The 18,521-nt window shown below is 63.7% G+C and carries 17 protein-coding genes, 1 pseudogene and 1 riboswitch; of the genes and pseudogenes, 8 read left to right on the top strand and 10 right to left on the bottom strand.

The window, feature by feature from the left end; genetic code table 11:
- Positions 1–45 precede the first annotated feature (45 nt).
- Positions 46–663: a PAQR family membrane homeostasis protein TrhA gene (trhA, locus tag IAE37_RS25755; RefSeq protein ID WP_201178270.1), complete on the top strand. Its 618-nt coding sequence runs from the start codon at positions 46–48 to the stop codon at positions 661–663.
- Here the strand turns inward: trhA and IAE37_RS25750 are convergent.
- Together IAE37_RS25750 and IAE37_RS25745 are read right to left on the bottom strand one after the other, a co-directional pair.
- On the bottom strand, positions 660–1,379 hold the full coding sequence (locus IAE37_RS25750; protein ID WP_201178269.1) for a 16S rRNA (uracil(1498)-N(3))-methyltransferase: 720 nt from the start codon (positions 1,377–1,379) through the stop codon (positions 660–662). The two genes, trhA and IAE37_RS25750, sit on opposite strands and share 4 nt — an antisense overlap.
- Before the next feature lie 130 nt (positions 1,380–1,509).
- Entirely contained in the window at positions 1,510–2,916 is a 1,407-nt protein-coding gene (locus IAE37_RS25745; RefSeq protein WP_201178268.1) for an adenosylmethionine--8-amino-7-oxononanoate transaminase, read from the bottom strand.
- Between the two features lie 237 nt (positions 2,917–3,153).
- On the opposite strand from IAE37_RS25745, the pseudogene IAE37_RS25740 reads away from it, so the two are divergent.
- The 3 genes and pseudogenes from IAE37_RS25740 to IAE37_RS25730 form a co-directional block, all read left to right on the top strand.
- A pseudogene (locus tag IAE37_RS25740) lies at positions 3,154–4,753 on the top strand (flavin monoamine oxidase family protein); the annotation flags it as partial.
- Between the two features lie 302 nt (positions 4,754–5,055).
- Positions 5,056–5,607 carry a cytochrome b gene (locus IAE37_RS25735; RefSeq protein WP_201178267.1) on the top strand — a complete coding sequence of 184 codons (552 nt, stop codon included), beginning with the start codon at positions 5,056–5,058 and terminating at the stop codon, positions 5,605–5,607.
- Positions 5,608–5,640: 33 nt separating this feature from the next.
- Entirely contained in the window at positions 5,641–6,219 is a 579-nt protein-coding gene (locus IAE37_RS25730; RefSeq protein WP_201178266.1) for a YceI family protein, read from the top strand.
- Positions 6,220–6,408: 189 nt separating this feature from the next.
- On the opposite strand, the gene IAE37_RS25725 is transcribed toward IAE37_RS25730, so the two are convergent.
- The 3 genes from IAE37_RS25725 to ahcY form a co-directional block, all read right to left on the bottom strand.
- Positions 6,409–8,298, bottom strand: a complete 1,890-nt coding sequence (locus tag IAE37_RS25725; RefSeq protein ID WP_201178265.1) for a DEAD/DEAH box helicase — start codon at positions 8,296–8,298, stop codon at positions 6,409–6,411.
- Between the two features lie 334 nt (positions 8,299–8,632).
- Positions 8,633–9,478 carry a methylenetetrahydrofolate reductase [NAD(P)H] gene (metF, locus tag IAE37_RS25720; protein ID WP_201178264.1) on the bottom strand — a complete coding sequence of 282 codons (846 nt, stop codon included), beginning with the start codon at positions 9,476–9,478 and terminating at the stop codon, positions 8,633–8,635.
- Positions 9,479–9,642: 164 nt separating this feature from the next.
- Entirely contained in the window at positions 9,643–11,052 is a 1,410-nt protein-coding gene (ahcY, locus tag IAE37_RS25715; protein WP_201178263.1) for an adenosylhomocysteinase, read from the bottom strand.
- 20 nt (positions 11,053–11,072) lie between these two features.
- A riboswitch (S-adenosyl-L-homocysteine riboswitch) is annotated at positions 11,073–11,169 on the bottom strand.
- A 188-nt stretch (positions 11,170–11,357) separates the two neighbouring features.
- On the opposite strand from ahcY, the gene IAE37_RS25710 reads away from it, so the two are divergent.
- Positions 11,358–11,759: an acyl-CoA thioesterase gene (locus IAE37_RS25710; RefSeq protein WP_012274534.1), complete on the top strand. Its 402-nt coding sequence runs from the start codon at positions 11,358–11,360 to the stop codon at positions 11,757–11,759.
- 87 nt (positions 11,760–11,846) lie between these two features.
- Here IAE37_RS25710 and IAE37_RS25705 read toward each other — a convergent pair whose 3' ends face one another.
- Entirely contained in the window at positions 11,847–13,082 is a 1,236-nt protein-coding gene (locus IAE37_RS25705) for a cation:proton antiporter (RefSeq protein WP_201178262.1), read from the bottom strand.
- 141 nt (positions 13,083–13,223) lie between these two features.
- Positions 13,224–14,036 (bottom strand): DUF3800 domain-containing protein, encoded by an 813-nt coding sequence (locus IAE37_RS25700; RefSeq protein ID WP_201178261.1) that lies wholly within the window; start codon positions 14,034–14,036, stop codon positions 13,224–13,226.
- 340 nt (positions 14,037–14,376) lie between these two features.
- On the opposite strand from IAE37_RS25700, the gene IAE37_RS25695 reads away from it, so the two are divergent.
- Complete coding sequence (locus IAE37_RS25695) at positions 14,377–15,210, top strand: EamA family transporter (RefSeq protein ID WP_201178260.1); 834 nt, start codon at positions 14,377–14,379, stop codon at positions 15,208–15,210.
- Between the two features lie 28 nt (positions 15,211–15,238).
- Complete coding sequence (locus IAE37_RS25690; protein ID WP_201178259.1) at positions 15,239–15,625, top strand: MAPEG family protein; 387 nt, start codon at positions 15,239–15,241, stop codon at positions 15,623–15,625.
- A gap of 49 nt (positions 15,626–15,674) precedes the next feature.
- Here IAE37_RS25690 and mltA read toward each other — a convergent pair whose 3' ends face one another.
- Positions 15,675–16,826: a murein transglycosylase A gene (gene mltA / locus IAE37_RS25685; protein WP_201178258.1), complete on the bottom strand. Its 1,152-nt coding sequence runs from the start codon at positions 16,824–16,826 to the stop codon at positions 15,675–15,677.
- 119 nt (positions 16,827–16,945) lie between these two features.
- On the opposite strand from mltA, the gene IAE37_RS25680 reads away from it, so the two are divergent.
- Entirely contained in the window at positions 16,946–17,392 is a 447-nt protein-coding gene (locus IAE37_RS25680) for a c-type cytochrome (RefSeq protein ID WP_201178257.1), read from the top strand.
- A gap of 40 nt (positions 17,393–17,432) precedes the next feature.
- On the opposite strand, the gene IAE37_RS25675 is transcribed toward IAE37_RS25680, so the two are convergent.
- Together IAE37_RS25675 and IAE37_RS25670 are read right to left on the bottom strand one after the other, a co-directional pair.
- A complete protein-coding gene (locus IAE37_RS25675; RefSeq protein WP_201178256.1) occupies positions 17,433–17,825 on the bottom strand; it encodes a DUF1090 domain-containing protein in 393 nt (130 codons plus the stop codon).
- A gap of 131 nt (positions 17,826–17,956) precedes the next feature.
- Positions 17,957–18,521 (bottom strand): helix-hairpin-helix domain-containing protein (locus IAE37_RS25670; RefSeq protein ID WP_236410165.1); only part of this gene is annotated, 565 nt, incomplete at its 5' end.

Genomic DNA, 18,521 nt, shown 5'->3' with positions numbered 1-18,521 from the left:
AGCGTCCGACAGGAACCCAGCCCATCTCAGGAGGTCTCTCTCTGCATGTATTACGGTGAACGCTTCAATGCCTGGACCCACCTGGTCGGTGCCGTCCTGGCCTGTATCGGTGCCATCTGGCTGATCGTCGTCGCGGGCTTGCAGGGGGATCCCTGGAAGATCGTCAGCTTCTCCATCTACGGCAGCACCTTGCTGCTGCTCTACAGCATCTCCACGCTCTACCACAGCACCCGCGGGCGGGCGAAGGTGATCATGCGCAAGCTCGATCACCTGTCGATCTACCTGCTGATCGCTGGCAGCTACACGCCATTCTGCCTGGTCAGCCTGCGCGGGCCCTGGGGCTGGAGCCTGTTCGGCGTGGTATGGGGGCTGGCGGTGATCGGCATGCTGCAGGAGATCAAGCCGCGTTCGGAGGCGCGGATCCTGTCGATCATCATCTACGCGGTGATGGGCTGGGTGGTGCTGGTGGCGGTCAAGCCGCTGCTGCACACCCTGGGCACCGCCGGCTTCGCCTGGCTGGCGGCGGGCGGGCTGTTCTACACCATCGGCATCATCTTCTTCGCCCTGGACAGCCGCTTGCGCCACGCCCACGGTATCTGGCACCTGTTCGTCATCACCGGCAGCCTGCTGCACTTCATTGCCGTGTCGTTCTACGTGCGCTAGAAGTCGCCCCAGAGCTGCTGCGCCACCGACAGCGCCACCACCGGTGCTGTCTCGGTGCGCAATACGCGCGGGCCAAGGCGCGCGGCCTGGAAGCCGGAGGCCTTGGCCTGTTCGACTTCTGCCTCGCTCAAGCCGCCTTCCGGACCGATCAGGAAGGCCAGCGTTGCCGGTTTGTCATGGCTGGTCAGCGGTTCGGCGACCGGATGCAGCACCAGCTTGAGCGCGGCCTCGGTGCCCTTGAGCCATTCGGCCAGGCTCACTGGCGGGTGTATCACCGGCAGGGTGGAGCGCCCGCATTGCTCGCAGGCGCTGATCGCTACCTGGCGCCAGTGGGCCAGGCGCTTGTCGGCACGTTCGTCTTTCAAGCGTACTTCGCAGCGCTCGCTGACGATCGGGGTAATTTCATTGGCGCCTAGTTCGGTGGCTTTCTGGATCGCCCAATCCATGCGCTCGCCACGGGACAGCCCCTGGCCGAGATGGATATGCAGCGGCGAATCGGCCTGGCCGGCGAGGGCCTGGTCGAGGCTTACCCGGACGTTTTTCTTGCCCACCTCGAGCAACTGCCCGAGGTATTCCTGGCCACTGCCATCGAACAGTTGCACGGCGTCGCCGGGGCCCATGCGCAGCACGCGGCCGATGTAGTGGGCCTGGGCCTCGGGCAGGTCGTGCTCGCCAAGGCTCAGGGGGGCGTCGATGAAGAAGCGGGACAGTCTCATGGTTCAGCTCGTCGGGAAAGGGTGTACACAACCCCTGTAGGAGCGGGTTTACCCGCGAATGCGATGGTGAGTTTACCAGCGCATTCGCGGGTAAACCCGCTCCTACAGGGTGGCGTCAGTGGAGTTTGGCTCAGCCCGGATCGCGGAAGTCGGGGTGGAAGTCGGCCGGCACCGCCACGCTGACGCTGCTGCGGGTGGCGATGTCGATGCCTTCGCTGGCCACCTCGGCAAGGAAATCGATCTGCTCGGGCGTGATCACGTACGGTGGCAGGAAGTACACCACGCTACCCAGCGGTCGCAGCAGGGCGCCACGGGTCAGGGCATGCTCGAAGACCTTCAGGCCGCGCCGCTCTTGCCAGGGGTAGGCAGTCTTGTTGGCCTTGTCCTGGACCATCTCGATGGCCAGGGCCATGCCGGTCTGGCGGATCTCGGCGACGTGGGCGTGCTCGGCCAGGTGCGCGGTGGCGCTGGCCATGCGCGTGGCCAACGCCTTGTTGGCCTCGATCACGTTGTCCTGCTCGAAGATGTCCAGGGTCGCCAGGGCCGCCGCGCAGGCCAGCGGGTTGCCGGTGTAGCTGTGCGAGTGGAGGAAGGCGCGCAGGGTCGGGTAGTCGTCGTAGAACGCCTGGTACACGGTGTCGGTGGTCAGGCACGCGGCCAGCGGCAGGTAGCCGCCCGTGAGGGCCTTGGACAGGCACAGGAAGTCCGGGCGGATGCCGGCCCGTTCACACGCGAACATCGTGCCGGTACGGCCGAAGCCCACGGCGATCTCGTCGTGGATCAGGTGCACGCCATAGCGGTCGCAGGCCTCGCGCAGCAGCTTGAGGTACACCGGATGGTACATGCGCATGCCGCCAGCGCCCTGGATCAACGGTTCGATGATCACCGCGGCGATGGTGTCGTGGTGGTCGGCCAGGGTCTGCTCCATGGCGGCGAACATGTTGCGCGAGTGCTCTTCCCAACCCATGCCCTCGGGGCGCAGGTAGCAGTCCGGGCTTGGCACCTTGAGGGTGTCGAGGAGCAGCGCCTTGTAGGTTTCGGTAAACAGCGGCACGTCGCCCACCGACATGGCGGCGATGGTCTCGCCATGGTAGCTGTTGGTGAGGGTGACGAAGCGCTTCTTCGCCGGCTTGCCGATGTTCTGCCAGTAATGGAAGCTCATCTTCAAGGCCACTTCGATGCACGACGAGCCGTTGTCGGCATAGAACACCCGGTCGAGCCCGGCCGGGGTCATGGCTACCAGGCGTTCGGACAGCTCGATCACCGGCTGGTGGCTGAAGCCGGCGAGGATCACGTGCTCGAGCTGGTCGACCTGATCCTTGATGCGCTGGTTGATGCGTGGGTTGGCGTGGCCGAACACGTTGACCCACCAACTGCTCACGGCATCCAGGTAGCGCTTGCCCTCGAAGTCCTCGAGCCACACGCCTTCGCCGCGCTTGATCGGGATCAGCGGCAGCTGCTCGTGGTCTTTCATCTGGGTGCAGGGGTGCCACAGGACCTTGAGGTCACGTTGCATCCACTGATCGTTGAGGCCCATGGGCACTTCTCCTGGCGACGCGGCTTGAATGACCGCACAAGCCTAAGCAATGCCGGGTTGCAGGACAACCGCCACGGTCCGCGCGGTGTCTTCGAGAACGAAAACCCCTGCAGGCAAAAGCACTTGTTGTCGCTGTGCTGGCGAGGTGCCTGGACCTGACGTATTCTTAACGCATCGTCTCTCGAAGAGACCCCCAACCCCTCCTTTTACCGCTACTTCAACTCGGAGTTCGCCATCATGGCTGCTGCTTGGGTGCGCCTGTGCGCGTTGGTATTGATCGGTGTTTCCAGCGGTGCCGCGCTGGCCAAGGACAAGACACCCTCGGCGATCGTCGTGGGCGGCGGCCTGGCGGGCCTGACCGCAGCCTATGAGCTGCAGAGCAAGGGCTGGCAGGTGACTCTGCTGGAAGCCAAGTCGGGCATGGGCGGCCGATCGGGCCTGGCCACCAGCGAGTGGATCGGCAACAGCAAGGCGCAGCCGGTGCTCAACCAGTACCTGGATCGTTTCAAGCTTGAAACACTGCCGGCGCCGGAGTTCGTGCGTACGCCGGGCTACCTGATCGATGGCGAGTACTTCAGCGCCACCGACCTGGCCACCAAGCAACCCGCCACCGCCGAGGCGCTCAAGCGTTACGAGAAGACCCTCGACGACCTGGCCCGCTCCATCGACGACCCGCTCAAGCCCCAGGCCAACAGCACGTTGTTCGCCCTCGACCAGATCAACGTCTCCACCTGGCTCGACAAGCTGCAATTGCCAGCCACCGCTCGCCAGCTGGTCAACCAGCAGATCCGAACCCGCTACGACGAGCCTTCGCGCCTGTCGCTGCTGTATTTCGCCCAGCAGAACCGCGTCTACCGTGGCATCAGCGATCGCGACCTGCGCGCCGCACGCCTGCCGGGCGGCAGCCCGGTACTGGCCCAGGCGTTCGTCAAGCAACTCAAGACCATCAAGACCAGCTCGCCGGTCACCGCCATCGTCCAGGACAAGGATGGCGTCACGGTCAAAGCCGGCAGTGTCGGCTATCAGGCCGACTACGTGGTGATGGCGGTGCCGCTGCGTGCCCTGGCCAAGATCCAGATGACGCCGGGCCTGGACGGCCAGCACCTGGCGGCGCTCAAGGGTACCAACTACGGCTGGCGCGACCAGTTGATGCTCAAGTTCAAGAAGCCGGTGTGGGAAAGCCGGGCGCGGATGTCTGGCGAGATCTTCAGTAACACCGGCCTGGGCATGCTGTGGATCGAGCCGGCGCTCAAGGGTGGCGCCAACGTGGTGATCAACCTCTCCGGCGACAACGCGCGTCTGTTGCAGGCCTTCGGTGACAAGCAGATGGTCGACCAGGTGCTGATCCGCCTGCATGCCTTCTACCCACAGGCCCGTGGCTCCTACACTGGCTACGAGATCAAGCGCTACAGCACCGACGCCGGCACCGGTGGTGCCTACCTGGCCTACGGACCGGGGCAGATCAGCAAGTACTGGCGCCTGTGGGAGCGCCCGGTGCAGCGTGTCGCCTTTGCCGGCGAACACACCGACGCCTTGTATCCAGGCACCCTCGAAGGCGCCCTGCGCAGTGGCCAGCGGGCCGCGGGCCAGGTGCAAGACCTGCTGGCGGGCAAGTCGTTCGAGCCGGAGAAGGTCGCACCGGTGGCCGCTGCGCCTGCAGCCAACACCAGCAAGGGCAAAGGTGGGTTCTTCTCCAACCTGTTCGGTGGTGGTTCGGAGCAGGACGACAAGGCCGACAAGGCCCCAGTCAAGGCCGAGCCGGAAAAGCATGAAGAGGCCAAGCACGAGGGCGGCAAGCAGGAACAGCCCGGCTTCTTCTCGCGCCTGTTCGGCGCCCTGTAGGAGCGGCCTCGTGCCGCGAAGGGCTGCGCAGCAGCCCCAGATTCTGCAGTGCTATCGATACCCTTGGGCTGCTGCGCAGCCCATCCGGCCGGTCCGGTGCCCCGGCAAGGCCGCTCCTACAGGGATTGGAATCCCTGCTGGCAACAATTGTCCAGAGCGCTATCGTTAATGTTTCCTTAATAGGAGCCTTGCACACTACCTATCGGATTTCTTGATAATCCGAAGCAGTTTTTTCTGCTTTTATTCGATACGTTTCGCGTTAGTCTGTGCACAGCTTTCACGGGGAAACAGGTCAACATGCAACTGCGCAATTCACCTTCTCGCTACGGCGTGGTCAGTATCGTCCTGCACTGGGGTGTGGCACTGGCGGTCTTCGGCCTGTTCGGTCTGGGCCTGTGGATGGTCGGGCTCGACTACTACAGCCCTTGGCGCAAGGCTGGCCCGGACCTGCACAAAAGCATCGGGCTGGTCCTGCTGGCAGTGATGTTGCTGCGAGTGCTCTGGCGCTTCGTCAGCCCGCCACCACCGGCACCGGCCAACCACGGGGCATTCACCCGCGTGGCGGCCAAGCTGGGGCATTTGGCGCTGTACCTGGGGCTGTTCGCGACGATGATCGCCGGTTACCTGATTTCCACCGCCGATGGCGTCGGCATCCCGGTATTCGGGCTGTTCGATGTCCCGGCGTTGGTCAGCGACCTGCCCGATCAGGCTGACCTGGCGGGTGAGATTCATCTGTACCTGGCCTGGGGCCTGGTGATCTTCGCCGTGCTCCATGCCTTGGCCGCCCTCAAGCACCATTTCATCGACCGTGACGCGACCCTGACTCGCATGCTGGGCCGCAAAGCTTGACTCTCAACTCAATTGCAAAGGAAGGAAGTAAGGATGTTGAAAAAGACTTTTGCCGCTCTGGCGCTCGGTACCGCCCTGTTCTCCGCTGGCCAGGCCATGGCCGCCGAGTACAAGATCGACAAGGAAGGCCAGCACGCGTTCGTCGATTGGAAGATCAGCCACCTGGGCTACAGCTTCATCCACGGCACCTTCAAGGACTTCGACGGCAACTTCAGCTGGGACAGCGCCAAGCCTGAAGCCAGCAAGATCAGCGTCGACCTGAAGACCGCCAGCCTGTGGTCGAACCATGCCGAGCGTGACAAGCACATCGCCAGCGCCGACTTCCTCGACGTGAAGAAATACCCGGACGCCAAGTTCGTCTCCACCGCGGTCAAGTCGACCGGTGAGAAGACCGCTGACGTGACTGGCGACCTGACCCTGCATGGCGTGACCAAGCCGGTCACCTTCAAGGCCACCTTCAACGGTGAGGGCAAGGACCCATGGGGCGGCGAGCGCGCTGGTTTCAACGCCACCACCACGCTGAACCTGAACGATTTCGGCATCAAGGGCCCAGGCCCGGCGTCGCAGACCCTGGACCTGGATATCAGTGTCGAAGGTGTGAAGCAGAAGTAAGCGTTGCCTGTGCAATAGAAAACGCCGCCCATTGGGCGGCGTTTTCGTTTGTTCCGGCGCGTTTGGGGCTGCCTTGCAGCCCTTCGCGGGCAAGCCCGCTCCCACAGGGTTGTGCATTCCTTGGAATCAACACCCTGCTGGTGGGAGCGGGCTTGCCCGCGAAGGGCCGCAGGGCGGCCCCAATCAGGCTCAACCCTTGCGGGTCAGCAGCGCTGGGCGCTCGCCACGTGGGCGGCTCGGCAGGTCGTCCAGTTGCTCGGGCGTCGGGTAACGGTCGAGCTTGGATTCCTTGCGGATGATCACCGGCTGGTTCTGTTCGCGGCTGCTGCGTACCGCCGGTTCCTGGCGGGCTGCATCGTCGCGGCCGGCCGGCCGGTTGCGGCCACCGCCACCACCATCGCGACGGCCACCGCCGCCGGTGTTGTTGCGTGGGCGTTTGTCACCACCACCGTTGCGCGACTGGCCACCGCCGGTACGACCCTGGCCCTGGCCGCCACCGCCGTTGGCACGTTGGCCGCTACCCTGCGATTGACCCTGGCCCTGACCACCCGGACGGCGATTGCGGCCCTGGTTCTTGGTGTTCTGATAGGGGCTGACGTAGTCGGCGCGGTTACCGAAGTTGTCGATATCGTCATCCAGGAACTCTTCCGGATCACGGTCGACCGGCACCTTGGGGGCGCCGCCTTGGGCTGCTTGCTGTTGGCGAGGCTTCTTGTCGCGGGGCTTGCGCTGCTGCGCCTGCTTGTCGCCGGACTTTTCCTTCTCGGCAGGCTTGTCGGCGGCTTGCTGCTTGGTCTTGCCTTTGTCCTTGCCCTTGTCCTTGCGGCCACCGCTGCCGTCTTTGGCGCCGTCGCCACGGGACTGATTGCGCCCGCCGCGGCCGTTGTTCTGCGGGCGTTCGCGTACTTCGGGCTTCTCGACCTCGACCTGGCTCGGGTCGAAGCCCATCAGGTCGCCATCGGGGATCTTCTGCTTGGTGACGCGTTCGATGCTCTTGAGCAGCTTTTCTTCATCCGGGGCCACCAGCGAGATCGCTTCGCCCGAACGCCCGGCCCGGCCAGTACGGCCGATACGGTGAACGTAGTCTTCCTCGACGTTGGGCAGCTCGAAGTTGACCACGTGGGGCAGTTGGTCGATATCCAGGCCGCGTGCGGCGATGTCGGTAGCCACCAGCACGCGAACGCTGTTGGCCTTGAAGTCGGCCAGGGCCTTGGTGCGCGCGTTCTGGCTCTTGTTGCCGTGGATCGCGGCGGCGGTCAGGCCGTGCTTCTCCAGGTACTCGGCCAGGCGGTTGGCGCCGTGCTTGGTACGGGTGAACACCAGCACCTGTTCCCAGGCGCCGAGGGTGATCAGGTGTGCCAGCAGGGCGCGTTTGTGGCTTGCCGGCAGGCGGTAGACACGTTGCTCGATACGCTCGACGGTGGTGTTCGGCGGCGTGACCTCGATGCGCTCCGGGTTGTGCAGGAGCTTGTCGGCGAGGTCGGTGATGTCCTTGGAGAAGGTCGCCGAGAACAGCAGGTTCTGGCGCTTGGCCGGCAGGCGGGCGAGGACCTTCTTGACGTCGTGGATGAAGCCCATGTCGAGCATGCGGTCGGCTTCGTCCAGCACCAGGATTTCCACGTGGGCCAGGTCGACCTTGCCTTGGCCGGCCAGGTCGAGCAGGCGGCCGGGGCAGGCGACCAGGACGTCGACACCCTTGGCGATGGCCTGGATCTGCGGGTTCATGCCGACGCCGCCGAAGATGCAGGCGCTGACCAGCGGCAGGTCACGGGCATACACCTTGAAGCTGTCGTGCACCTGGGCTGCCAGTTCGCGGGTCGGGGTCAGGACCAGCACGCGCGGCTGGCGCGGGCCGTGACGCTGGGACTTGTCCGGGTGGCCGTCGGGGAACAGGCGTTCGAGGATCGGCAGGGCGAAACCACCGGTTTTACCAGTACCTGTCTGTGCGGCGACCATCAGGTCGCGGCCTTGCAACACGGCGGGCACGGCCCGCTGTTGCACCGGAGTCGGCTGGGTGTAGCCCGCAGCCTCGATAGCGCGGACAAGAGCCTCGGAGAGACCGAGGGAAGCAAAGGACATGGGCAATCCTGTTCTCGTGTGGGCTGGGCCCGTAGGGATGTTCTGCCTGGCGCGACGGGCATCGGTGGGATGCGATCGCGTCCGGTCCAGCTGGGCTTTCACGGCGCATCCGGGAAGCGCAGAGCAGACGCAAGGTGCGTCGCTGCTGATTCGGGATGCCTGTTGCGAGGCCGAGCGTCCGGGCGTGAGCCGGGCGGGAAGGCCCGAGTATAACAGAGCTATTGCGCTGTGCTGCTTTCCTGCTGCTCAACGGCGACAGGAAGTTTGCTGGGAACGGCAGCCAGGGAGGATGACCCAGGCTTCGGTCGACGACCGAAGCCTGGGTCGGACGCGGTCAGCGTGGCAGCTTCAGGTTGTTCCAGATCGCCAGGCTCGGTTCGGCCTGGTTCAGGGTATAGAAGTGCAACCCCGGCGCGCCGCCTTGCAGCAGCTGTTCGCACATGCGGGTGATCACTTCTTCGCCGAAGGCCTGGATGCTGGCGGTGTCGTCGCCATAGGCTTCCAGTTGCTTGCGGATCCAGCGTGGGATCTCGGCGCCGCAGGCGTCGGAGAAACGTGCCAGCTTGCTGTAGTTGGTGATCGGCATGATGCCGGGCACCACCGGGATGTCCACGCCCAGCTTCTGTGCGCGCTCGACGAAGTAGAAGTAGCTGTCGGCGTTGAAGAAATACTGGGTGATGGCGCTGTCGGCACCGGCCTTGACCTTGAGCGCGAAGTGGCTGAGGTCGGCCTCGAAGTTGCGCGCCTGGGGGTGCATCTCGGGGTAGGCGGCCACTTCCAGGTGGAAGTGATCGGCCGTCTCCTGGCGAATGAACTCGACCAGGTCGCTGGCGTAGCGCAGCTCGCCGCTGGCCATGCCCATGCCCGAAGGCAGGTCGCCACGCAGGGCGACGATGCGCTTGATGCCGGCGGCCTTGTACTCGGCCAGCAGGGCGCGCAGGTCGTCCTTGCTGTCGCCGACGCACGACAGGTGCGGGGCGGCAGGGACTTTCACCTCGTTTTCCAGCTGCAGCACGGTGTTGAGCGTGCGGTCGCGGGTCGAGCCCCCGGCACCATAGGTGCAGGAGAAGAAGTCGGGGTTGTAGGTGGCCAGCTGGCGGGCGACGCCCATCAGCTTTTCATGACCGGCATCGGTCTTGGTCGGGAAGAACTCGAAACTGTAGCGGCGTTCCTGGGACATCAGGCGTTCCTCTAGCAGCAGGCTTCTAGCGGCGAGCTGCAAGTAAAAGCCAGATCGGTGATGGCCGATCTGGCTTGGCATCGTTCAAGATTTCTGCGTCTCGGCTTCAAGCGGCACCGGCACGGTCTGCCTTCGCTTGCCGCTTGAAGCTTGGAGCTCGCCGCTTAGTAGCGGTAGGCGTCCGGCTTGAACGGGCCTTCGACGGTGACACCGATGTACTCGGCCTGCTGCGGGGTCAGCTGGGTGACCACGCCGCCGAAGCCGCGGACCATTTCCAGGGCCACTTCCTCGTCGAGTTTCTTCGGCAGCACTTCCACGGTCAGGCGCTCGGCCTTCTTGGCGGCTGGCAGTTCGGCGTACTTCTGCTCGAACAGGAAGATCTGCGCCAGGACCTGGTTGGCGAACGAGCCATCCATGATGCGGCTTGGGTGGCCGGTGGCGTTGCCCAGGTTCACCAGGCGGCCTTCGGCCAGCAGGATCAGGTAGTCGTCGTTGGTCGGGTCGAAGGTGCCGGCGCCGGTGCGGTGGATCTTGTGCACCTGTGGCTTGACCTCTTCCCATGCCCAGTTCTTGCGCATGAAGGCGGTGTCGATCTCGTTGTCGAAGTGGCCGATGTTGCAGACCACGGCACGCTTCTTCAGGGCCTTGAGCATGTTGGCGTCGCAGACGTTGACGTTACCGGTGGTGGTGACGATCAGGTCGATGCGGCCCAGCAGGTCGGCGTTGATGCCGGCTTCGGTACCGGTGTTGATGCCGTCCTTGAACGGCGAGACGACTTCGAAGCCATCCATGCAGGCTTGCATGGCGCAGATCGGGTCGACTTCGGTGACCTTGACGATCATGCCTTCCTGGCGCAGCGACTGGGCCGAACCCTTGCCCACGTCACCATAGCCGATCACCAGGGCCTGCTTGCCCGACAGCAGGTGGTCGGTGCCGCGCTTGATGGCGTCGTTGAGGCTGTGACGGCAACCGTACTTGTTGTCGTTCTTGCTCTTGGTGACCGAGTCGTTGACGTTGATCGCCGGGACCTTCAGCTCGCCCTTGGCCAGCATGTCCAGCAGGCGGTGCACGCCAGTGGTGGTTTCTTCGGTCACGCCGTGGATCTTGTCGAGCATGGCCGGGTATTTCTTGTGCAGGATCTCGGTCAGGTCGCCGCCGTCGTCCAGCACCATGTTGGCATCCCATGGCTGGCCATCCTTGAGGATGGTCTGCTCGATGCACCACTCGTATTCCTGCTCGGTTTCACCTTTCCAGGCGAACACCGGGACACCGGCGGCGGCGATGGCGGCAGCGGCCTGGTCCTGGGTCGAGAAGATGTTGCAGGAAGACCAGCGGACTTCGGCGCCCAGGGCGACCAGGGTTTCGATCAGCACGGCGGTCTGGATGGTCATGTGGATGCAGCCGATGATCTTCGCGCCCTTGAGCGGTTGCTCGGCTTGGTACTTGCGGCGCAGGCCCATCAGTGCGGGCATTTCCGATTCGGCGATGATGACTTCCTTGCGGCCCCAATCGGCCAGGGAAATGTCGGCGACCTTGAAGTCGGAAAAACCTGCAGGCGTGTTTACAGCGCTCATGAGAGCCTCCATTCGTAGTGTGCGAATGGGCGCCGTTGTGCGTTGAGCGTCCGCGGCAGCGGACAACGCCCCATCCGAGCCTGACAGGCCGAGCCTGCTGCAGCGCCCCTCGGATGGGTGGCGGGCATGGCAGCGCCCAGCCGAGGGAGCGTCGCCATGTGAAACGGCAGGGATTATAGCCGCGCGGCTTGCCGAGCCCAAGGTTTTCCGTCGATTTAATCGAGACGATAGTCGATGATCAATGGAGTGCCGGCGGCAGCTCTGCCATCATGGCTGCATGTCAGCCAAGCAGGTCAGGAGTACAGATGAACTTTCATACCCGCAAATGGGTTAAACCCGAAGACCTCAACCCCAACGGCACGTTATTCGGCGGCAGCCTGCTGCGCTGGATCGACGAGGAAGCGGCGATCTACGCCATCGTCCAGCTGGGCAACCAGCGGGTGGTGACCAAGTACATGTCGGAAATCAACTTCGTCAGCGCCTCGCGTCAGGGCGACATCATCGAGCTGGGCATCACCGCCACCGAGTTCGGTCGCACCTCGATCACCCTCAAGTGCGAAGTGCGCAACAAGATCACCCGCAAGTCCATTCTCACCGTCGACAAGATGGTCTTCGTCAACCTGGGTGAAGACGGCTTGCCGGCGGCCCATGGGCGGACCGAGATCAAGTACGTGCAGGATCAGTTTCCGGATTCGGCAGTAGAGTAATGGAAGGGGCCGCTCCCACAGGAACCCAGCATTCCATGTAGGAGCGGCCTTGTGCCGCGATCGGGCCGCAACGCGGCCCCGGCATTCTCAGGGCTGTGCGCTGACCTTGCGGACCACGCGCCCGATGCTCAAACCCTGCACCAGGATCGACGACAGCACCACGATGTAGGTGATCGACAGCAGCAGGTCACGTTCCTCGCCCAGTGGCAACGACAGTGCCAGGGCCACCGACACCCCACCGCGCAGGCCACCCCAGGTCAGCACCCGGACCGTACCCTTGGGCACCGTGCGCCAGCGGCGCAGCAGGACGATCGCCGGTGCCACGGTCAGCAGGCGCGACAGCAGTACCGCCAGCGCCAGCACGCTACCCGCCGCCAGGTGCAGCCAGTTGAACGGCAGCAGCAACAGCTCGAGGCCGATCAGCGCGAACAGCAGGGCGTTGAGCATGTCGTCGATCAGTTCCCAGAAACCGTCCATGTAGCGACGGGTCATATCGTTCATCGCCAGGTTGCGCCCCAGGTTGCCGATGATCAGGCCGGCCACGACCATGGCGATCGGCGCCGAGACGTGCAGCTCGTAGCACATCGCCGAGCCACCGATGACCAGGGCCAGGGTCAGCATGACCTCGACCTGGTATTGCTCGACGCTCTTGATCATGCGGTAGGTGGCGTAGCCGATCAGGCCGCCGAACACCACGCCGCCGATGGCCTCGCGGGCGAACAGCAGCGCCGTTTCGCTGACACTGGGCGTTTCGCCGAGCTGGACGATGCCCAACAGCACGGTGAACACCACCACCGCAGTGCCGTCGTTGAACAGCGACTCACCGACGATGGTGGTTTTCAGCGGTTTTGGCGCATTGGCGGTGCGCAGGGCGCCGAGCACGGCAATCGGGTCGGTCGGCGAAATCAGCGCGCCGAACAGCAGGCAGTAGATCAGCGGCACCTGCCAGCCGAACAGGGCGAACACCCAGTGCGCCAGATAACCGATCACCACCGTGGCGATCAGCACCCCGAGGGTGGCCAGCAGGCCGATCGGCCAGCGGTAGCTGCGCAGGTCGGAGAGGTTGACGTGCAGGGCGCCGGCGAACAACAGAAAGGCCAGCATCCAGTGCATCAGCAGGTCGTTGAAGTCGATCTGGTTCATCAACCCTTCGACGCGCTCTTCAAGGCCGGGGAAGCCGATCAGGCTCAGACCTTGAAGAATGAGAGAGAACAACAGCGCCGTGACCATCACGCCAATGGCGGGCGGCAGGCCGATGAAACGGTAGTTGACGTAGGTGAGAAGGGTGGTGAGGCAGATAAACGCAGCAACGAGTTCAAGCATCCCGAATCCTGTGACAGTGGCTTCCAAGTCGTAACCCGAATGGCTCGGGCAGTTCTTTGATGATCTGGCGAGGGGTTCGGGACACACTTTTTGACTGTTCAGGTAGACAGCGTTCTGCGAGCTGGGTTTCGCAACTGGCCTTCAGGCATCCAATGTGGCCTTGGCTGCTTCGCTAGAGGCAGCGGCCTCAGATTGTTTCTGCAGGCCTGAGCCGGGTAAGGCGAGGTGCGCTATGCGCGTTGAAAAGTATCTGTCGAAGGGTTCCCAGTCTGGAAACTCCTCTGGTGATACTGCCAAGGCCATCAAACGACCAATGAGACCGCACAGCCAGTCTGCGCACTGCAACGTCTGGAACAGGTGACTTTCACCTTGCAGGGGTGGTTCGATCAGGCCGCGGCACTTTTCCGCGGGATCTTCGAACATGGCCAACGTGCAGGCCTCTACGTTCCGTTCTCGCCATTCATTACCTGCACGTTGTTCATCCAGCAGTACCATGAAGGTGGAGTCGGTTCGTGTGCAGAAGCGATCGATTTTCCTCACCGCGTGCAGCAGTTGGCGCTTGAATGTTGAGGTCGCGTTGTGGGTGAGCGAGGTCGCTTTATGTTCTCCAGCATAAATGACGTGGCCGCCTACCTTGCCGATACGAGTCAGAATGCGGAATGTCGCTTGCCTGAGTGATCGGTATTGCGTGATGTTTCTGGTCGTGAACAGCTTCGACCCCTTCTTTTCCCATTGGTAAGCTGGCAGGTTCCGGGGGTTGTCATTGCTGATGTCCCAGGCCAGTAGTTGGCATTTCAGTTGGTAGAAGAAGATGGCGAACTCTCGAACCTCTTCTGCTGGAAGCAGGACGCCACCCAGGCCGAATACAGGACTTGTTTTGAAATGAGGATGGTTGCGGGAGACGTACTGTCCCACATGGCCGAATTCGTCGAGGTAGGCCACATAATGAGTCATGAGTTCCGGGTCCTGGTCCCAGAAGCACGAAAGCCCGCATGCTTGCGCATTGCGGGCTTCGGAAGGTAGGCACGGTTAATCCCATGCGTTAGGGCCATCCTATGCCCGCTGTTGCCACTGCGTCAAACGTGATTCGTAAGTGAGTATGTTTGGATGTCGGTGCCGGCTTGTTTGTCTTGATGGACGTGCCTGCGGTGTCGAGACAGTATATTGGTATGGGGCTGTGGAAATGCCTTCAAATAGGGTTGGCATCTCGCCCAAGACTGTAATCTTTTTCGTACTTTTTGCAGCTCGGTGCTGGTGCATCGAACGTGTTTCTTTTTTGCAAGGACTCTGTCGCGTGCTGGCAACTTCCCTGGTTCTGGTCGCTGCCCTGTTGCATGCGACCTGGAACACCTTGATCAAATTCAGTGGCGAGCGCTTGTTGGTGATCGCCAGCATGGACTCGGTGGCGCTGGTGTTCGCCGTTTCCGCCGTGGCCTTCGTCGACCTGCCACCCGTCGAGATCTGGCCCTGGTTGCTGGCCTCGGCCTTTGCCGAACAGCTGTACCGCTTCCTGCTGATACAGGCTTACCGGGTCGGCGATCTGGGGCTGGTCTATCCTCTGATGCGCGGGCTGTCGCCGCTGGTGGTGCTGGGCCTGACCCTGGCGTTTGCCGGCGAATCGCTCAGCAGCCAGCAGATCATCGGCATCCTGCTCATCCCGTGCGGCATGGCCTGCCTGCTGTGTCAGGGCGGCGGCGGGGACCGGTTGCCGTGGTCGATGTTGCCGGTGGTGGCGCTGATCGGCCTGTGCATAGGCTGCTACACCTGGTTCGATGGCCAGGCCGTGCGCCTGTGGGGCAAACCCTGGGATTACCTGGTGTGGCTGACCCTGCTCAGTGCCTGGCCGTTTCCGCTCCTGGCCAGCGTGGCGCGGCGGGCGCCGTTCGTGCTGTTCTGGCGCACCCAGTGGCGCCTGGGCCTGGCGGTGGGGCTGTGCGTGTTGCTGAGCTACGCCCTGGTGCTCTGGGCCATGCACCTGGGGTCGGTCGCCGAGGCGGCGGCGCTGCGCGAGTTGAGCGTGATCCTCGTGGTGTTGCTGGGCATGCGCTACCTCAAAGAACCTTTTGGCGGCCCCAGACTCCTAGCTTGCGGGCTGGTGCTGGCAGGCATGCTGGTGATGAAGCTCTAACCCGAAGATCAAACGAGGAATCCTGTCCATGACCGTTGCCCTGTGGTGCATCCTGATCGCATTGTTCCTGCCACCGCTGTGCGCGTTGATCGCCAAGCTGAGCAGCGGGCGCTTCGGCCTGCGCGACAACCACGACCCGCGAGCCTTCCTCGACACCTTGTCGGGCCTGCCGCGACGTGCCCATGCGGCCCAGCAGAACGGGTACGAGGCGTTTCCCGCGTTCGCCGCGGCGGTGCTGGTGGCCGACATCGTCGGCAATGCCGAGCAGGTGACCCAGGATGTGCTGGCGGTGCTCTACATCACCAGCCGCCTGCTCTACATCATCTGCTACCTGGCTGACTGGGCGGCGTTGCGCTCTCTGGTGTGGTTTGCCGGGCTGGCGTTGATCGTGTCGTTCTTCGCGGTTTCCATTTGAGGCCATGTCGCGCCCTTCACGGGTAAGCCCGCGAAGGGCGCGACATGGGTCAAGGAACCTTGGGTACTTCCGGCAGCGGCTTGCCCTTGGGCCAGAGCATCCAGATCTGCCCTTGCTGCTTCATGTTCCCTGCCAGTTCGCCAGCCTCCGGCCCGGTCCCCCAGAACAGGTCCGCGCGCACCTCGCCGCTGATCGCACCGCCGGTATCCTGGGCGCCTACCGGGCGCACCACCGGCGAACCATCGGGCCGCGTGGTCGACAACCACAGCAGGCTGCCCAAGGGGATCACCTTGCGGTCGATGGCCACACTGTAGCCAGCCGTCAGCGGAACGTTGAGCGAACCGCGTGGCCCCTCGTTGCTGTCCGGGCGGGTGCTGAAGAACACGTAGCTGGGGTTGCTGGCCAGCAGCTCCGGTACGCGCTGCGGGTTGGCCTGGGCCCAGGCATGGATGCTGCCCATGCTGACGTCTTCCTTCTTCAGTTGGCCTTGTTCCACCAGCCAGCGGCCGATCGGCCGATAGGGGTGGCCGTTCTGGTCGGCGTAGCCCAGGCGCAACTGGCGGCCGTCCTCCAGTTGGACCCTTCCGGAGCCCTGGATCTGCAGGAACTGCAGGTCCATCGGGTCGGTCAGCCAGGCCAGCACCGGCGCCTTGGCGCCGTCACGGTTGATGACCTCGGCGGTGTCGTAGGGCTTGAGCACGCGCCCATCCAGGCGCCCGCGCAGGCGCTTGCCCTTGAGCTCGGGGTAGACGCTTGCCAGGTCGACCACGATCATGTCCTCCGGGACTCCGTAGACGGCTACATGGGCGGTTTCGCTACGGCTCAGGCTGCCCGGGTAGACCGGCTCGTAGTAGCCGGTGATCAGCCCGTTGGCATCGTTTTGCGCCGAACGCAGGCCGTAGACCGCGAGGTTCTGCTGGAGGAATGCGCGTACCTGCAGGGCGTCATCCGGTACGTTGGCGGCAGCCTCGCAGGTGCTGGCCCATACCGCATCGCGCTTGAGCTTCTCACAGCCGTTGCGCCAGGCCTGGAAGCCGGCCAGCAGGTCGCTGTCGCTGACGCTGGGCAGGTCTTGCCAGGTGGCATTGGCATAGGTGGCGATGGCGTGGGGTTCGGGCTTGGCGCTCTCGCCGCCCTTGCAGCCGGCCAGCAGGGCGAGGGCCGGGAGTGTCCAGGCCAGATGACGCAGGGCTGATCTCATGGGTGTGTTCCTGTGCGCGGCGAACATGAAGATTCGCCCCTGTTATTTATGTGGCTATTGGCCTTTGCGCGCTCGGCAGCGATACTGGCCGCCCCTCTGCCAAGGCCTGGATGACCGTGATGTACAAGCGATTGACCGTGATACTGCTCGCCACCCTCAGCCTGGTGGCTTGCGGCGGTGTCGACCCGAACTCGCCGCTGGGCAAGCGCAAGGCCATCTTCAAGGCCATGCTGCACACCAGCGAGGACATGGGCGGCATGCTGCGAGGCCGGGTGCCGTTCGACGGGGTGAAGTTCGCCGAGGGTGCGGTGAAGCTGGATGGGCTTGCGCATGAACCGTGGCAGCATTTTCCGCAGATCAAGGATGCCGGCGACAGCAGCGCCCGGCCGGAGGTCTGGGAAAAGCAGGCGCGCTTCCAGGACCTTGCCCGGCAGTTGGAAGGCGTCACCGGCGAGCTGGTCGTCGCGTCCCGCGTGCAGCCGTTGGCGCCAGCGCAATTGAAAGGCCCCATGGACAAGGTCGAGGCTGCCTGCAAGGCCTGTCATAGCGAATTTCGTAACCACTGAACGCTTTTCGGCGATCACCCCTGAGCGGCTCTGCGGGTAATCAGCGGTCCAGTTCGTCCACGGCTTCCTGCAGCTCCTTGCGCGATTCGGCCAGCTTGTCCTTGCGCTTGTTGATCTTCTCCGGGTCGCCTTTCTTTTCTGCTTTTTTCAGGTCTTTTTCGCGTTGGGCCACTTCATGGCGGGCATCGAGGACCTTTTGCTCGCGCTCTTTGCGCAGGCTGCTGTCGGTGCAGTTGTCGACACCGCGCAGGGCCTCTTCCAGGCCGGCTACCTGACCACTGTTGCCGGCGTCACGGGCAATTTTCAGCTGGTTCTCGATAGCGCTGCGCTTGGCGGCGCAACCGGTCAGGCCGGCGTCTGGCTGGGCGGCCTGGGCAGAAGCGGCGGCGATCCCGAGTGCAGCCAGCAGCGCGAGGGTGGAAATACGTTTCATAAGGGCCTCCTTGACGGGGCGGGGCAGCAAAAAGTTGGGGGAAATCCTGCCTTGGTTTTGCCGATTTAGAAACCCTTGTTAGTCATTTCCGGAGCAAACTCAGAATTTTCCTTAGGCTTTTTTGTTAGGTCTTATTGCTCGACAGGCGTCGAGGCGTGCAGGAAACCGTCGACGCCGCTGTTGCCCAGCTCACTTGCGAGGCTTTGCAAGGCCGGCGAGGTGAAAAAGGCGGTCAGTTGGCGTGCGCGCTTCTGACCGATACCCGGCAGGGCTTGCCAGTCGTGTGCCTGGCGTTGCGCCAGGTGTTGCCAGCCCCCCTGCAGGGGCATGTCTTGCGGCGCGGGGACACCCAGGCCACGCAACCACTGGGCAAAGGGGCGCGAGCGGGCGCTGTCGAACTGTGCGCGCAAGCGGGTCGCCTTGTTGTGGCTGATGCCTGGCAGCGATGCCAGGCGTGTGGTGTCGAGTGTCAGCCAGTCGGCAAGAGAGGTCACCTCGCCAGAGCGGACCAAGGTTCGCCAGGTGCCTGAACCGAGGTCGGGCAGCGCCAGCCCCTGCTTGCCGCTCAGCCAGGCAAGCCGTGCCACGAACTGCTCCTCGCAGCCTTCGCTGGCCTGCCAGCAACTGAGCGAGTGGTAGCGGGCGGGGTCGGGCGGCAGCACCCCGACGGCCATGGTCGACAGGCCCATGAGGAAC

The organism is Pseudomonas sp. S31, from assembly GCF_016648105.1.
GTDB lineage: Bacteria > Pseudomonadota > Gammaproteobacteria > Pseudomonadales > Pseudomonadaceae > Aquipseudomonas.
The sequence above is the reverse complement of the archived record's forward strand: the minus strand, read 5'-3'. Positions and strand labels throughout refer to the sequence as shown.

Bases quoted from the DNA above. Each gene is read 5' to 3' on its own strand.
- metF (WP_201178264.1), bottom strand. From the start codon at position 9,478: ATGTCCCAGGAACGCCGCTACAGTTTCGAGTTCTTCCCGACCAAGACC.
- IAE37_RS25675 (WP_201178256.1), bottom strand. From the start codon at position 17,825: ATGAAACGTATTTCCACCCTCGCGCTGCTGGCTGCACTCGGGATCGCC.
- IAE37_RS25735 (WP_201178267.1), top strand. From the start codon at position 5,056: ATGCAACTGCGCAATTCACCTTCTCGCTACGGCGTGGTCAGTATCGTC.
- mltA (WP_201178258.1), bottom strand. From the start codon at position 16,826: ATGAGATCAGCCCTGCGTCATCTGGCCTGGACACTCCCGGCCCTCGCC.
- IAE37_RS25700 (WP_201178261.1), bottom strand. From the start codon at position 14,036: ATGACTCATTATGTGGCCTACCTCGACGAATTCGGCCATGTGGGACAG.
- IAE37_RS25680 (WP_201178257.1), top strand. From the start codon at position 16,946: ATGTACAAGCGATTGACCGTGATACTGCTCGCCACCCTCAGCCTGGTG.
- IAE37_RS25725 (WP_201178265.1), bottom strand. From the start codon at position 8,298: ATGTCCTTTGCTTCCCTCGGTCTCTCCGAGGCTCTTGTCCGCGCTATC.
- IAE37_RS25710 (WP_012274534.1), top strand. From the start codon at position 11,358: ATGAACTTTCATACCCGCAAATGGGTTAAACCCGAAGACCTCAACCCC.
- IAE37_RS25745 (WP_201178268.1), bottom strand. From the start codon at position 2,916: ATGGGCCTCAACGATCAGTGGATGCAACGTGACCTCAAGGTCCTGTGG.
- IAE37_RS25705 (WP_201178262.1), bottom strand. From the start codon at position 13,082: ATGCTTGAACTCGTTGCTGCGTTTATCTGCCTCACCACCCTTCTCACC.
- IAE37_RS25750 (WP_201178269.1), bottom strand. From the start codon at position 1,379: ATGAGACTGTCCCGCTTCTTCATCGACGCCCCCCTGAGCCTTGGCGAG.
- IAE37_RS25690 (WP_201178259.1), top strand. From the start codon at position 15,239: ATGACCGTTGCCCTGTGGTGCATCCTGATCGCATTGTTCCTGCCACCG.
- IAE37_RS25730 (WP_201178266.1), top strand. From the start codon at position 5,641: ATGTTGAAAAAGACTTTTGCCGCTCTGGCGCTCGGTACCGCCCTGTTC.
- ahcY (WP_201178263.1), bottom strand. From the start codon at position 11,052: ATGAGCGCTGTAAACACGCCTGCAGGTTTTTCCGACTTCAAGGTCGCC.
- trhA (WP_201178270.1), top strand. From the start codon at position 46: ATGTATTACGGTGAACGCTTCAATGCCTGGACCCACCTGGTCGGTGCC.